The organism is Nonomuraea sp. NPDC050783 (assembly GCF_040802095.1).
In the GTDB taxonomy this organism is placed as follows: Bacteria; Actinomycetota; Actinomycetes; order Streptosporangiales; family Streptosporangiaceae; genus Nonomuraea.
This window is the reverse complement of the sequence record NZ_JBFAHK010000011.1, coordinates 136,839-150,275: the sequence shown is the minus strand read 5'-3', so window position 1 is coordinate 150,275 and position 13,437 is coordinate 136,839. Positions and strand designations below refer to the sequence as shown.

General features: G+C 75.6%; 13 protein-coding genes. 8 read left to right on the top strand and 5 right to left on the bottom strand.

The genetic code is table 11. From position 1 onward, the window contains the following. Nucleotide 1: 1 nt before the first annotated feature. Nucleotides 2-640, bottom strand: a complete 639-nt coding sequence (locus tag AB0H75_RS27925; RefSeq protein WP_367801094.1) for a chemotaxis protein CheB — start codon at nt 638-640, stop codon at nt 2-4. Between the two features lie 240 nt (nt 641-880). On the opposite strand from AB0H75_RS27925, the gene AB0H75_RS27920 reads away from it, so the two are divergent. Continuing rightward, complete coding sequence (locus AB0H75_RS27920; protein ID WP_367801092.1) at nt 881-1,264, top strand: hypothetical protein; 384 nt, start codon at nt 881-883, stop codon at nt 1,262-1,264. A 101-nt stretch (nt 1,265-1,365) separates the two neighbouring features. Here the strand turns inward: AB0H75_RS27920 and AB0H75_RS27915 are convergent, their stop codons facing one another. From AB0H75_RS27915 to AB0H75_RS27905, 3 genes are all read right to left on the bottom strand, one after another. After that, nucleotides 1,366-1,644 carry a WGxxGxxG family protein gene (locus tag AB0H75_RS27915; RefSeq protein WP_367801090.1) on the bottom strand — a complete coding sequence of 93 codons (279 nt, stop codon included), beginning with the start codon at nt 1,642-1,644 and terminating at the stop codon, nt 1,366-1,368. Nucleotides 1,645-1,769: 125 nt separating this feature from the next. Further along, nucleotides 1,770-3,374, bottom strand: coding sequence for a carboxyl transferase domain-containing protein (locus tag AB0H75_RS27910; RefSeq protein WP_367801088.1), 1,605 nt, complete (start codon nt 3,372-3,374; stop codon nt 1,770-1,772). Then, nucleotides 3,371-4,273 carry a fumarylacetoacetate hydrolase family protein gene (locus AB0H75_RS27905; RefSeq protein ID WP_367801086.1) on the bottom strand — a complete coding sequence of 301 codons (903 nt, stop codon included), beginning with the start codon at nt 4,271-4,273 and terminating at the stop codon, nt 3,371-3,373. Before AB0H75_RS27905 ends, AB0H75_RS27910 begins: the two co-directional genes overlap by 4 nt. Before the next feature lie 63 nt (nt 4,274-4,336). On the opposite strand from AB0H75_RS27905, the gene AB0H75_RS27900 reads away from it, so the two are divergent. The 4 genes from AB0H75_RS27900 to AB0H75_RS27885 are packed head-to-tail and all read left to right on the top strand — an operon-like array spanning nt 4,337 to nt 7,516. Beyond that, nucleotides 4,337-5,074, top strand: coding sequence for a FadR/GntR family transcriptional regulator (locus AB0H75_RS27900; protein WP_367801084.1), 738 nt, complete (start codon nt 4,337-4,339; stop codon nt 5,072-5,074). A gap of 41 nt (nt 5,075-5,115) precedes the next feature. Continuing rightward, on the top strand, nt 5,116-6,375 hold the full coding sequence (locus tag AB0H75_RS27895; RefSeq protein WP_367801082.1) for a DUF3500 domain-containing protein: 1,260 nt from the start codon (nt 5,116-5,118) through the stop codon (nt 6,373-6,375). Then, a complete protein-coding gene (locus AB0H75_RS27890; RefSeq protein WP_367801080.1) occupies nt 6,372-6,761 on the top strand; it encodes a nuclear transport factor 2 family protein in 390 nt (129 codons plus the stop codon). Before AB0H75_RS27895 ends, AB0H75_RS27890 begins: the two co-directional genes overlap by 4 nt. After that, nucleotides 6,758-7,516 carry an IclR family transcriptional regulator gene (locus tag AB0H75_RS27885; protein ID WP_367801078.1) on the top strand — a complete coding sequence of 253 codons (759 nt, stop codon included), beginning with the start codon at nt 6,758-6,760 and terminating at the stop codon, nt 7,514-7,516. The genes AB0H75_RS27890 and AB0H75_RS27885 overlap by 4 nt, the downstream gene beginning before the upstream one ends. Nucleotides 7,517-7,532: 16 nt before the next feature. Here the strand turns inward: AB0H75_RS27885 and AB0H75_RS27880 are convergent, their stop codons facing one another. After that, nucleotides 7,533-8,738, bottom strand: a complete 1,206-nt coding sequence (locus AB0H75_RS27880) for an MFS transporter (RefSeq protein ID WP_367801076.1) — start codon at nt 8,736-8,738, stop codon at nt 7,533-7,535. A 253-nt stretch (nt 8,739-8,991) separates the two neighbouring features. On the opposite strand from AB0H75_RS27880, the gene AB0H75_RS27875 reads away from it, so the two are divergent. The 3 genes from AB0H75_RS27875 to AB0H75_RS27865 all read left to right on the top strand — a co-directional run bounded on the left by AB0H75_RS27875 (nt 8,992) and on the right by AB0H75_RS27865 (nt 13,433). After that, complete coding sequence (locus AB0H75_RS27875; RefSeq protein WP_367801074.1) at nt 8,992-10,644, top strand: bifunctional 3-(3-hydroxy-phenyl)propionate/3-hydroxycinnamic acid hydroxylase; 1,653 nt, start codon at nt 8,992-8,994, stop codon at nt 10,642-10,644. A 71-nt stretch (nt 10,645-10,715) separates the two neighbouring features. Further along, nucleotides 10,716-13,169 (top strand): PEP/pyruvate-binding domain-containing protein, encoded by a 2,454-nt coding sequence (locus AB0H75_RS27870; RefSeq protein WP_367801072.1) that lies wholly within the window; start codon nt 10,716-10,718, stop codon nt 13,167-13,169. Nucleotides 13,170-13,226: 57 nt separating this feature from the next. After that, entirely contained in the window at nt 13,227-13,433 is a 207-nt protein-coding gene (locus AB0H75_RS27865; protein ID WP_367801070.1) for a hypothetical protein, read from the top strand. Nucleotides 13,434-13,437: the final 4 nt, after the last annotated feature.

Here is a 13,437-nt window from a genome sequence, read left to right as displayed (position 1 = left end):
GTCAGCGGTTCCCGGTCGCTGCCATCGTGTGGGCGATGATGGCGGTGGCGATGTCGTCCAGGGCGAGGACCTGGCTGACCTGCTCGGTGTCGATGGCGGCGGAGGGCATCGAGAAGAACTGGGAGGTGGCCTGGTCCTGGGCGATGACGGTGCCGCCGCAGTGCGCGACGGCCCGCACCCCCGCCTGGCCGTCGTGGCCCATCCCGGTCAGGACGACGGCCAGCGCGCGAGGCCCGCAGGTGACCGCCAGCGTGGCCAGCAGCAGGTCGGCCGACGGCCGGGACGGCGGCAGGTCGTCGGCCTTGATCAGCCCGATCCTGGACTGCGAGGTGACCAGCAGGTGCCAGCCCGGCGCGGTCACCAGCACCTGCCCGGGCCGCAGGCCGTCGCCGTTGGCGGCGATCCGTACCGCCATCCTGGTCCGGCGGGCCAGGATCTCGGCCAGCCGGCCGGGGCTGCCCGGGCTCTGGTGCAGGGAGACCAGGACGGCCGCGGGCAGCTCGGCGGGCAGCGGCGCCAGCACCCGGGCCAGCGCGTTGATCCCGCCGGCGGAGGCGATCAGCGCCACCACCGGGAAGGGTACGGCGAACTCCGCTCCGCTCGCGCCGCCGACGAGCGCGGCACCCTCGAACGGGGCCATCGGATCGTCCCCCAGCCCGGTCATATCGCCAGACAACCACATGGGGCCGCTCCGGCCCATGCCTTCGGGTCCATTCCTCGCGTGGTTTCCGTCCGGATGCGACCGTCCGGCGGGCCGCCTCGCGCGTTATCCTCGAAGGCGCGCACCGGGCGTTCCAGGGCCGTGCCGCGGCACTCGGCCGCCGGGGCCTGTGCGGGCCGCCGATCCGCGCAGTCCGGGCCAGAGCGTGGGGCGGAAGAGATGACCGAAGACTTGTACACGCGCTCCAGAGAGCTCCGGGAGCAGCACGAGCGGGCCGTCGCGCGGGCCGGGCGCGCCGGCGAGCGTGCCGAGCAGCTGAGACGCTGGGCCCAGGACCTCGCCACGGGGCCACGCGAGGTCTGGTCGTCCTCGGCGCCGGGCCGGATGCGGGATTCCGCCGCGCGCACCGAGGAGGCCGCCCGGGCGGCCGACCAGGCCGCGATCGAGGCCAAGGCGGGCTCCAGGCGCGCCGCCTGGGCCGCGCGCCGCGCCGCCGCGCTGCACGAGCAGGCCGCCGCGCTGGGCATCGGCGACGTGGAGCGGCACCGGCGCCGGGCGGCCGTGCTGCTCGCCCGGGCCGCCGAGGAGGAGCGGCACGGCTGAAGCCCGCCCTCGCCGGTGGGCACGTGGCGAGGGTGTGGCGCGGCCATCGCCGTGCCACACCCGGTGGGCGAGCGGTCAGGCCGAGCGGTCAGGCCGAGCGGTCAGGGCATGGTGCGGCCGCCGGGGTGCTCGGCGGTGCCGACGCCGTGGTGCTCGTGACGCCGGCGCATGCCGAGCAGGCCCAGGAGGCCGAGCAGGCCCGCCAGGCCCCACAGGCCGGTCGTGCCGTTGTTGTTGTCGTTGTCGCGGTTGTTGTCCTGCGGTGCAGGAGTGACCTGGCTGTGGGCCACGGGCGCGACCGGTGTCTCGGCCGTCGCCGCGGCGGCTGGGGCGAGCGTCAGGAAGAACGCCAGGCCCAGCCCGGTGAGTGTCTTGCGCATCGGGTCCCCCGTTCCGGCGGTTCCCACGCCTGCGAGAGCCGCCTTCGATGCCTTCCGAGGAAGGCGCCCCCCGTGGGGCGGTCTCCGTTTGCCCTGCTAGAGACCCCTACCGTGGACGTGGCGCCTCAAACGCGCGGCGGCGGGTCGATCGGCCCGCCGACCGGGTCACCGATCAGGTCACCGACCGGCCCGCCCGTCGGCCCGCCCGTCGGCCCGCCCGCCGTGGCGCCGCGCTGGCGGCCGATCTGGCGCAGGCACTCGTCGGCGACGCGGCGGGCGAACCCGGCCGGGTCCTCGTGCGCCGGCACCTCCTCGGGCACGACGGCGTGCACGGTGCCGTCGGCGAGCAGGTCCACGGCGCGCACCCGCTGCCGGCGGGCCATCAGCGGCGCCAGCTCGGGGCCGCCGTGCAGGATGGCGCTGGCGCCCTCCGGCGGCAGCGGGGACAACCACGCGTTGCCGGCCGCGATCACCCGGCGGGACGGCAGCAGGGCCAGCGCCCCGCCGCCGCTGCCCTCGCCCAGCAGCACCGAGACGGTGGGCACGGTGAGCTCCACCATCTCGGCCAGGCAGCGGGCGATCTCGCCGGCCAGCGCGCCCTCCTCCGCGGCCGCGGACAGGTCGGCCCCCGGGGTGTCGATGACGCAGATCAGCGGCAGCCCCAGCTCCTGGGCGATGCGCATGCCGCGGCGGGCGCCGCGCAGCGCGGCCGGCCCGAGGGGGCGGTGCTGGGACTGGGCGCGCCGGTCCTGCCCGACCAGGACGCACGGGGTGCCGGAGAAGGACGTCAGCGCCAGCAGGAGCGCGTCGTCGGTCTCGCCGGACTGGGTGCCGTTGAGCGGCAGCACGTCGTCGGCGGCGTAGCGGAGCAGCTCCCGCACGCCGGGCCGGTCGGGGCGGCGGGTCAGCAGGATCGAGGACCAGGCGTCGCGCCCGTCGGCCGGGCCCCTCCCGGGCGGCTCCTCCCGGACGGCCGGACGGGCGACAGAGCGGGCAGCCGGGCGAGCAGCCGGATGGGCAGCCGGGCGGGCAGCCGGATGGGCGGCCGAGCGGGACGCGTTGCCGGACAGGAGGGCGAGCGCGCGGGCGGCGACGCCGGCCAGCTCCCCGACGGGGACGACGGCGTCCACGATGCCCTTGTCGACCAGGTTCTCGGCCACCTGCACGCCCTCAGGGAACGGCTGCCCGCGCAGGGTCCGGTAGACGACGGGGCCGAGGAAGCCGATGAGCGCCCCGGGCTCGGCGACCGAGACGTGCCCGAGCGAGCCCCACGAGGCGAACACGCCGCCCGTCGTGGGATGGCGCAGGTAGACGAGGTAGGGCAGGCCGGCGGCCTTGTGCGCGACGACGGCCCGGCTGATCTCCACCATCTGGACGAACGCCGGCGTGCCCTCCTGCATGCGCGTGCCGCCCGAGGCCGGCGCGGCGATCAGCGGCAGCCGCTCGCGGGTGGCCCGCCGCACGGCGGCGACGACGCGCGCCGCCGTGGCCACCCCGATGGAGCCGCCGAGGAAGCCGAACTCGCTGACGACGAGCGCCGCCGGGTGCCCCTGGATCAGGGCCCGCCCGGTGAGCACGGCCTCGTCGGCGCCGGTCCGCGCCTGTGCCCGCTCCAGCGCGGCGCGGTAGTCGGCGTCGAGGCCGGTGCGGTCGATCGGCTCGTCCCACGAGTGGAAGCTGCCGGGATCGACGGTGGCCTCGATCAGCGCGCGGGCGCCCGGCCGGGTCATGCCCGGCGTGCCCGGGCGTCGTCGCCGACGCGTGCCCGGGCGTCGTTGCCGACGCGTACCCGGGCGTCGTTGCCGACGATCGGGTTGCGCAGCGTGCCGAGCCGTTCCACCTCGACCTCGACGACGTCGCCGGGGTGCAGCAGCCACGGGGGAGTGCGGGCGTAGCCGACGCCCGAGGGCGTGCCGGTGGCCAGCAGGTCGCCGGGGTGCAGCGTGAAGGTGTGCGAGACGAGCGACAGGGTGTCGCCGACGGTGTAGACCATCTCGTCGGTGCTCCCGTCCTGGACGACCTCGCCGTTGACCCGGGTGCGCACCCGCAGGCCGTCCCGCAGGTCGCCGACCTCGGCGGCGGGCACCAGCGGGCCGAGCGGGCCGGAGCTGTCGCCGTTCTTGCCGAGGATCCACTGGCTGGTCAGCTTCTGCGCCCGCCGCGAGGTGAGGTCGTTGAAGGCCGAGTAGCCGACGACGGCGGCCAGCGCCTCCTCCGGGGAGGCGTCCACCAGCGGCGCGCCGACGTAGGCGACCACCTCGCCCTCCCAGTCCAGGCCCTCCTCGTTGGAGGGGACCGGCACCTCGGCGCCGTCCACGGTCAGCGACCGCGTCCATCGGGCGAACAGCGTCGGGTGCGGCGGGACGCCCTCCCCGGCGAAGGAGCCCTCGGTGACGTGCTTGAGGTAGTTCAGCCCGATGCAGATCACCCGGGCCTCCGGCAGCACCGGCGGCACGAAGGTGACCGCCGCGGCCGGCGCCGTCCCGCCGGACGGCTCCCGCGCCAGCGCGCCGCGCGGGTCGGCCCAGAACTCCCGCAGCCCGGCCAGCACCGCGACCTCGGTGCCGTCGGGCGACAGCGCCGCCACCTCGACCGGCCCGCCGTCGCGGCGGATGCCCACGATTCTCATCTGTCCCCGTCCCTCGCGACGAAAGCTTATAACCCTTCTAAAGGTTAGAAGGTTTGTGCTTAGATGAGGACTATGCCGCAGACCTCCTCCTCCGGACAACCCCTGACCGGCGTCGGACAGGGCGCGCGCACCCGTGCCGAGCAACTGGCCGCCGCGCTGGACGAGCGCATCCGCGCGCGCCGGCTGGCGCCCGGCGATCCGGTCGGCACGCTGGAGTCGCTGCGCGCCGAGACCGGCCTCGCCTACGCCACGGTCAGCGAGGCCGTCCGGCTGCTGCGCGACCGGGGCGTGCTGGAGATCCGCCCGGGGCGCGGCGGCGGCCTGTTCGTGGCCGACCGCGGGCCGGTGGTGCGGCTGCGGCACACGTTACTGAGCGTCGCGGAGGAGCCGGGCACGGTCGCCGACGCCATCGAGCTGCGCGACCACCTCGAAGCGCTCATCGACGTCGGCGCCGCCCGGCACCGCACCGCCGACGACGTCACCGACCTGCGCCGCCTGCTGGGAGAGCTGCGCGCCGCGCCGGACTGGGACGCCTTCATGCGCGCCAACTGGGCGCTGCACGAGCGCATCGCCGCGATCAGCCCCAACGCGATGGCCCGCGCGGTCTACACCGGCACCCTGGGGCACCTGGGCGCGGCCTCCCCCCACCTCAGCGACGACGGCGGGACCGGCGACGGCACGGCGGCCGCCGGTTACCGCGCCGGGCGCTACCAGGTCCACGCCGACCTGGTGGAGGCGATCGCCGCCGGCGACGAGGCCGCGGTCCGCGCCGCCGTCGCCCGGCACAACACCACCACCTGACACAGCCTGAGACAGACCCGAGACAGATCGAAAGGGCCGTCATGCCCGGTGAGTACCGCCAGCACCTGTTCCCGCACGACCATCCGAGGCTGGCCGAGATACGGGGCCTGGACCCCTACGCCTACGGCGAGTTCGCCAGGAAGCCCGGCACGTTCACCGGCGGCCTGATCGAGGGCTGGACCCCGCTGTACAAGAACGACTTCCACGGCATCACCGAGAACGGCACCCTCCGCGCCGGCCTCCACCCGCTGGCGCCCGCCGAGCCGGGGGAGGAGGCCCCGGTCGCGGCGATGGTGGCCGCCGCGGACGACCTGCTCGCCGCCCTCGACGACGAGGGCCGCGCGCGCGTCTCCCACCCGGTGGACGCCGTGGAATGGCAGACCTGGGCCAACCCGGAGTTCATGCAGTTCGACACCGGCCTGCGGCTGGACTTGCAACCACAGCTCGTCCGCGAGCGGGCGCTGGCCCTCGTACGGGCCTCGCTCTCCCCGGAGGGCTACGAGCTGACGCACGGGATGATGCTGATCAACGGCTTCCTCGGCGAGGTCGTCGGCCTGGAGACCCTGCTCAACGAGTTCAGCTACAACCTCGCCCTCTACGGCACCCCCGACCCGCGGGCGCCGTGGGGCTGGCAGCTCTACGGCCACCACTGCGCGGTCAACTGCCTGGTCGTCGAGGGCCGCATGGCGCTGTCGCCGGTGTTCCTCGGCGCCGAGCCGGACGAGATCGACGCCGGAGCGCACGCGGGCCTGCGCGACCTGTTCGCCGACCGGGTGGAGCTGGGCCTGCGGCTGATGGCCGCGATGACCGAGGAGCAGCGGCGGCGGGCCGTCGTCTACGAGCACATGGTCGATCCGGCGATGCCGGAGGGCCGGGTGCATCCCGGCGACGAACGCCACCTCGCGGGGGCGTTCCAGGACAACCGCGTCATCCCGGTCGAGGGCGTCCGCGTCGCCGACCTGTCCGCCGAGGCCCGGCAGCACGCCCTGGACCTCGCCGGCTGCTTCGTCAAGCTGCTGCCGGAGGGCCCGCGCGCCGCCCGGACGCGCGAGATCGCCGCCCACCTCGACGAGACCTGGTTCTGCTGGATCGGCGGCCACCGGCCCGGCGACGTCTTCTACTACCGGCTGCAGTCGCCGGTGCTCATCGCCGAGCTCGACCACCACTGCGGGGTCTTCCTCGACTACGACACCCCGAAGCCGTTCCACGTCCACACCGTGCTGCGCACCCCGCACGGCAACGACTACGGCCGCGCCTGGGTCCGCCAGTGGCAGGAGCGCCAGGGGCAGGAGCAGCCGTGAGCGCCGAGGCCCGCCACCGCATCGCCAACCTGCTGCACACCTACACCGCCCTCGCCGACCGCAAGGACGTCGAAGCCGCCGTGGCGCTGCTCGGCTCCGCCCGCGTGTCCTTCCCCGCGGGCGGCTTCGACCGGCCGGACCGGGCGGCGGCGTTCTTCACCGGCCTGTGGGCCTCGCCGCTGCCGCACCGGCACGACGTGTCCAACCTCGTGGTGCTGCCCGGCCGGGCGGCGGGCACGTGGACGGCCCGCGCCCACTACACCCGCTGGGTCTTCGACCCCGGGCCCGTGCTGCACACCCTCGGCGAGTACGAGCTGGTCGTCCACGAGCCCGGCTGGGCGATCGCCGAGCTGACCGTAACCAGGACCTGGACCGCCGGGACGTGACCGACCTCGGCCGGGCCACCCTCGTCCTCGACGCGATCGCCGAGAGCGGCGGCCCGCTGACGCTGACCGAGCTGGCCGCGCGCACCCGGCTGCCCCGCTCCACCGTGCACCGGGTGGTCCAGGCCCTCGAACAGGAGCTGTACGTCGTCCGGGTGCCCGAGCGCCCCGGCTACGTGCTCGGCCCCGGCCTGCTGAAGTTCGGCATGAACGTGCACCTGCGCCTGCTGGCGGCCAACCGGGCCCGGCTGGCCACGCTGGCCCGCGAGGTCAGCGAGAACGTGGAGCTGGCCATCTTCAGCGGCCGCGAGGTGGTCGTGGTGGACCAGATCGCCTCGCCGGAGCGGCTCAAGGGCGTGACGAAGGTCGGCAGGAGCTTCTCGCTGCACGCGAGCTGCATCGGCACCGCGCTGCTCGCGCAGCTCCCCGACGAGCGGGTCGCGGAGCTGCTGCCGGAGCGGCTGGAGCGCTTCACCCCGAACACCGTCACCGGCCACGACGCCCTGATGGCGCGGCTGGCCGGGATCCGGCGCTCGCGGGTCGCCGTGGACGTCGAGGAGCACGACATCGGCATCTGCGCGGTGGCCACCGGCATGAGCGGGCCGACGGGCGCGTTGCAGGCGGTCGCGGTGGTCATGCCGACCCGCCGGTTCCGGGCGAAGGCCGCCCTCGCGGTCGAGGCGCTGCGCCTGGTCAACCGGCTGGTCGAGCCCGACGTCGCGATCGAGCAGTACGGGCTGGAGCAGTACCGCCCGTGACCGCCCGCCCGGGCGGTCAGTGGCTCGCCGTGGCGGACCCGGCCGCCGGCTGCCGGAAGGCGGCATGGCTGGAGCCGCGGTCGGCCGCGAACAGCGAGGACACCGCCAGGAAGCAGATCGCGGCGGCGACGCCGTACGTGGTGAACAGGCCGTGCGCGCCGCCGGAGGCGATCGCCGCGCCGCCGAGCGTCGGGCCGAGGAAGGAGCCGACGAAGGAGGTGCTGTTGGACCAGCCGAGGGCGGCGGCGCGGACCGGCAGCGGGTAGATGTCCGCGGCCGTCGTGTGCACCAGGTTCATCGTGGAGTGGCCGCCGATGCCCATGAGGGCGACGCAGACCACGGTCGCCGGGACGGAGACCGGCAGCACCAGCATCCCGGCCATGCCGAGCAGCGTGCACGCGGCGGTGGCGACCGCCAGCAGCGCCGAGCCGTGCCGGTCGGCGGCCCAGCCGGAGGCGAACGAGCCGAGCACGGCGGCGCCGGTCAGGGTGAAGGACAGCAGCAGCGCCGCGCTGAGCGAGTGGCCGAGGGAGACCATCGCCTGGGTCGCCCAGACGTTGAGGCCCTGCCAGGCGACCATGTTGGCGATCGCGCACGCCGCCACGACCAGCGCCACGACCGCGCCCCGGCCGGTGAACAACGCGGCCAGCTTCTGCCGGCCGGTCCACTCCCGGCCGGCGACCTCCTGCGGCGTGTCGTCCGGGATCCTCATGGCGGCCACGGCCACCAGGATGGCCAGCGCGGTGCCGGCGCCGACGAAGAACATCGGGCGCCAGCCGAAGGCCGGCAGGATCGGGATGGCCAGCAGCGAGGCCACGACGCCGCCGAGCGGGATCCCGGCCATCGTGACCGTCACGACGATCGAGGCCCGCCCGGCGGCGGCGCTGTTGCGGGCCACCGTCATCGCCGTGGTGAGCGCGCCGCCGACGCCGAAGCCGGTCAGGAACCGGGCCACGGCCAGCATGGACGCCCCGGTGGCCGCGCCGGTGAGCACGGCCCCGAGCGCGAACAGGCCGATCGCCAGGATCAGGACCCGCTTGCGCCCGGCGCGCTCGGCCAGCACCGGGGCGAGCAGGGCGCCGAGGACGGCCCCGATGTAGACCAGGCCGCCGATGAGGCCGGTCTGCTCGTCGGTGACCCCGAGCGTGGCGTCCTCCAGCAGCAGCGGGACGACGGAGCCGAACACGATCAGGTTGAAGCCCTCGATCACCGTTATGATCATGCAGAGCGTGATGACCGCGGGATGCGATCGGGTCTCCGCGGCAGGCGGCGGGGGCGCGGATGCCGACAGGTGCATGGCCTCTCCAGAGGGTCGGCGCCGATGGCGCGATGGCTTCGCAACAGCGTGGGGACACCACCTGGCCTGCGGAACCTCACTGTCCCGGATTCCGGGACGGTGTGCTGGCATCGGCCGCGCCGCGCGCCGACCCTCGACGGTGTCCGCCGACGGCCAGCCACGCAGAACGGAACCCGACGTGCACCACCCCGACGCCGCCTCACCCGCCCTGACCGCCGACGTGCTGATCGTCGGCTTCGGGCCCGTGGGCAAGCTGCTCGCCATCCAGCTGGGCCGCCGCGGTCATGACGTCGTCGTCGTGGACCGCCAGCGCGCCGGCTACCCGCTGCCCCGGGCGGTGACCCACTGCTCGGACTTCGCCCGGATCCTGCAGTCGGCCGGGCTCGCCCCGGACACCATCCCCGAGATCACCCGGCCCTACGACGACATGTACGTCTGGCGCAACGGCGACGGCCGCACCCTGGTCGAGGTGGACTGGAGCGGCCGCGGCGAGTCCGGCTGGTACAACACCTACTTCTTCCACCAGCCCGCGCTGGAGGCCGCCCTCGACGAGGTCATCGCCGGGCTGTCCGCGGTGCGCGTGATGCGCGGCTGGGAAGCCGTCCGGCTGTCCCAGGACAGCGGCCCGGCTCAGGACAGCGGCCCGGCTCAGGACAGCGGCCCGGCTCAGGACAGCGACACGGTCACCGTCGGGCTCCGCGCGGCCGGTGACGGCGGGCGGGTCGACGTCACCGCCCGCTGGGTGGTCGGCGCCGACGGCGCCAACAGCCAGGTGCGCCGCTGGGCCGGCATCGACTGGCACGACGAGGGCTACTTCCACGACTGGCTCGTGGTGGACGTGAAGCCGAGCCCCAGTCTGGAGTTCCCGCACGTGGCGGCGCAGAGCTGCGACGTGCGCCGGCCCTCGACGATGGTCCCCGGCGGCCCGGGCCGGCGGCGCTGGGAGTTCATGCGGCTGCCCCACGAGAGCAAGGACGAGCTCAACCGCCCCGCCAAGGCGTGGGAGCTGCTGGCCCCCTACGGCATCACCCCGGACAACGCCGAGCTGGAGCGGCACAGCGTCTACACCTTCCAGGCCGGCTGGGCCACCCGCTGGCGGAAGGGGCGGGTCCTGCTGGCCGGGGACGCGGCGCACCTGATGCCGCCGTTCGCCGGCCAGGGCCTCGGCGCCGGTTTCCGCGACGTCATGAACCTCGGCTGGAAGCTGGACGCGGTGCTGCGCGGCCTGGCCGGCGACGGGCTCCTGGACACCTACGACTCCGAGCGCCTGCGGCACGTCATCGCCTTCGTCCGCTTCTCCATGGACCTGGGCAAGGTCATCTGCATCTCCGACCCCGCCGAGGCGGCCGCCCGCGACGCCCGGATGATCGCCGACTGGGCCGCCGGGATGAAGCCGCCCGCCCCGCCCCGGCCCCCGCTCGGCCCCGGCGTCCACACCGGCCCGGCCGGCGGCCGCCTGGCCCGCCAGGGGCGGGTGCGGGTGCGCGGCGTCACGGCCAGGTTCGACGACGCGTTCGGCGGTCCCGGCGCGCTCGTCGCCCGCTCCGCCGGCACGCTCGGCGAGCTGCCCGGCCCGGCGCGCGCCGCGCTGGGCGACCTGGGCATCGACCTGGTGGTCCTGTCCGGCCCGGAGACCCCGGGGGTCACGGTCGCCGAGGACGCCGACGGCGTCTACACCGCCTGGCTGGACGAGCTGGCCGCCGAGGCGGTCCTGGTCCGCCCGGACTTCCACGTGTACGGCGCCGGCGACGACGCGACCGACCTGGCCACCGGCCTCCTCACCCACCTCGGCGCCGACGGTGCCCTGGTGCGGGGCCCGTGCCGGTGTTAGCGTCGGGCGAGGGGACGCCGGGACGTTCGACCGGCGGCGTGTTCGTGGTCTCAGGCCCGGGGGAAGGCGCCATGAACCTGATCTGGCTGTCCGACATCGACGCTTCCATGATCGAGCTGGTGGGCGGCAAGGCCGCCGGGCTCGGGGAGCTGATCAGGGCGGGTGAGCGCGTCCCTGACGGCTTCTGCCTGACGGTCGAGCCCTACCGGTCGCGCGACCTGCCCGAGAAGGAGCTGGCCGAGGCGTACGAGCGGCTCGGCGGCGGCCGGGTGGCGGTCCGCTCCAGCGCCACCGCCGAGGACCTGCCGGAGGCGAGCTTCGCCGGCCAGCAGGACACCTATCTCAACATCGAAGGGGCCGCCGAGCTGGCCGCCGCGATCCGCCGCTGCTGGGACTCCCTGTTCACCGAGCGCGCCGTCGCCTACCGGGCGGCCGCCGGCGTCACCGAGGCGGCCATGGCCGTCGTGGTGCAGCGCATGGTGGACCCGGTCGTGGCCGGCGTGCTGTTCACCGCCAACCCGGTCACCGGCTGCCGCGTGGAGACGGTCGTGGACGCCGCCCCGGGCCTCGGCACGGCCGTCGTCGAGGGCACGGTCGTACCGGACCACCACGTGCTGCGGCAGGGGACGCCCGCCGTGCCGAACCCGGACGGCTGCCTCGACGCCGGTCAGCTCGAGGAGCTGCGCGCGGCCGGGGCGCGGTTGCAGGCGCACTTCGGCTCGCCGCAGGACGTCGAGTGGGCGATCGACGCCGAGGGCACGCTGTGGCTGCTGCAGTCCCGGCCGGTCACCACGCTCTTCCCGCAGCCGCCCGACACCGGCGACACCCGGCTCTACCTGGAGGCCGGCCACACGCAGGGCATGCTCCGCCCGTGCACGCCGATGGGGGTGTCGGTGCTGAAGGCGGGCGCCGCCCTGTGGTTCGAGGCGGCGGGGGCGAGGGTCGACCCGCGGGACCCGCTGCCCCGGATGGTGCCCATCGGCGGCCGGATCTTCTTCGACCTGACCGACTTCCTGCGCAGCAGGGCCCTGCGCGCCCGGCTCGGGCCCTCCCTGGAGGTCTACGGGCCGCGCGTGCAGAGCGCCGTGCTGCACATGCTGGACGATCCGCGCTTCGCGCCGCGGCCCGGCCTGCCGTTCGACGTCGGCGTCGCGCTCAGGGCCACGCTGCGGCTGCTGCCCCTGACGGTCGCCGGGGTGGTGTGGAGCCTGGCCGATCCGGCGCTGGCGCGGGCCCGCGCCTACCGGGGCGCCGCGCGGATCAGGCGGATGATCGAGCCGCCGGACGCGTCCGCCACGGCCGCCGAGCGGCTGCGCTGGGTGGCCGAGGACTCCCACAAGGGCATCATGAGCCTCGGCCTGCACGGCATCCTCGGGCCGCTGGTGGCCGGGATGCTCGCCGGCACGCTGCCGGCCGCCCTGCTCAAGGGCGTCGCCACGGACGAGGAGCTGGGCGCCGTGCTCGGCGGCATGCCGCACAACGTGACCACGGAGATGGACCTGCGGCTCTGGGGGCTGGCCGTGCGGGCCCGCGAGCACCGCGAGCTGTTCCTCGGCACGCCGCCGGAGGAGCTGGCCGCCCGCTACGTCGCCGGCGAGCTGCCGGACATCGGCATGGCCGGCTTCCTCGACCGGTACGGCATGCGCGCCGCGGCCGAGATCGACGTCGGCGTGCCGCGCTGGGCGGACGACCCGGCGCCGCTGTTCGCCACGATCGCCAACTACCTGCGCGTGGACGACCCCGAGCAGGCGCCCGACGCGCGGTTCGCCGCCGCGGCGGCGAGGGCCGAGCGGACGATCGGGACGCTGACCCGGCGCGCGCTGCGCAGGCGGCCGGTGCGCGGCCTGCCGGCGGTCTTCCTCATGCGCCGCTCGCGCGAGCTGACGGGGCTGCGGGAGCTGGTCAAGTTCGCCTGGCTGCCGGCGATCCAGGCGGCCCGGCGGCAGCTCCTCCTGGCCGGGGCCGACCTGGCCGCCCGCGGCCGGCTGGAGCGCGCCGACGACATCATGTTCCTGACGCTCGACGAGGCGCGCGCCGCCGCCGCGCACGAGGGGACCGACCAGCGGCGGCTGGTCGCCGCGCGGCGCGCGGAGTACGAGCGGGAGCTGCGGCGGCCGGTCGTGCCCGGCGCCCTGCTGTCGGACGGGACCGACGTGGAAGCGCTCGCCCCCGCGCCGCCGGCGCGGGACGGCGTGCTGGCCGGGATGCCCGGGGCCACCGGGCGGGCGACCGGCCGGGCCCGGGTGATCCGCGACCCGGCCGGCGCGCGGATCGAGCCCGGCGAGATCCTGGTGGCGCCCACCACGGACCCGGGGTGGACGCCGCTGTTCATGACCGCGGGCGGCCTGGTGACTGAGACCGGCTCGCCGGTGGCGCACGGCCCGACCGTGGCCCGCGAGTACGGCATCCCCGCCGTCATCTGCGTGCGCGGCGCCACGCACACGATCAGGACCGGGCAGACGATCACCGTGGACGGCACGGCGGGCACGGTGCTCCTGGAGCCCGCCGACCGGCCCTCCGGCTGACCGTCAGGCGGCGCGCTCCAGGTTGTCCGCCATGCGCCGCAGCACGTCCACGGTCCGGTGGTAGTCCTCGCCGGCGAGGACCCGCTCGGCGGCCGCCCCCTGCTGGTGCGCACCCCCGCCGGGCGCCGCCTGTCGGCCCGCGTCCGCGCCTTCCGCCAGGAGCTGTACGCCGAGGCCGTACGCGACTGGCCGGCCGCCGACCGCGAGCAGTTCGCCCGCCTGCTCACCACCTTCGTCCGCTCTCTGGGCGCGGCCACCCGCTGAGCCC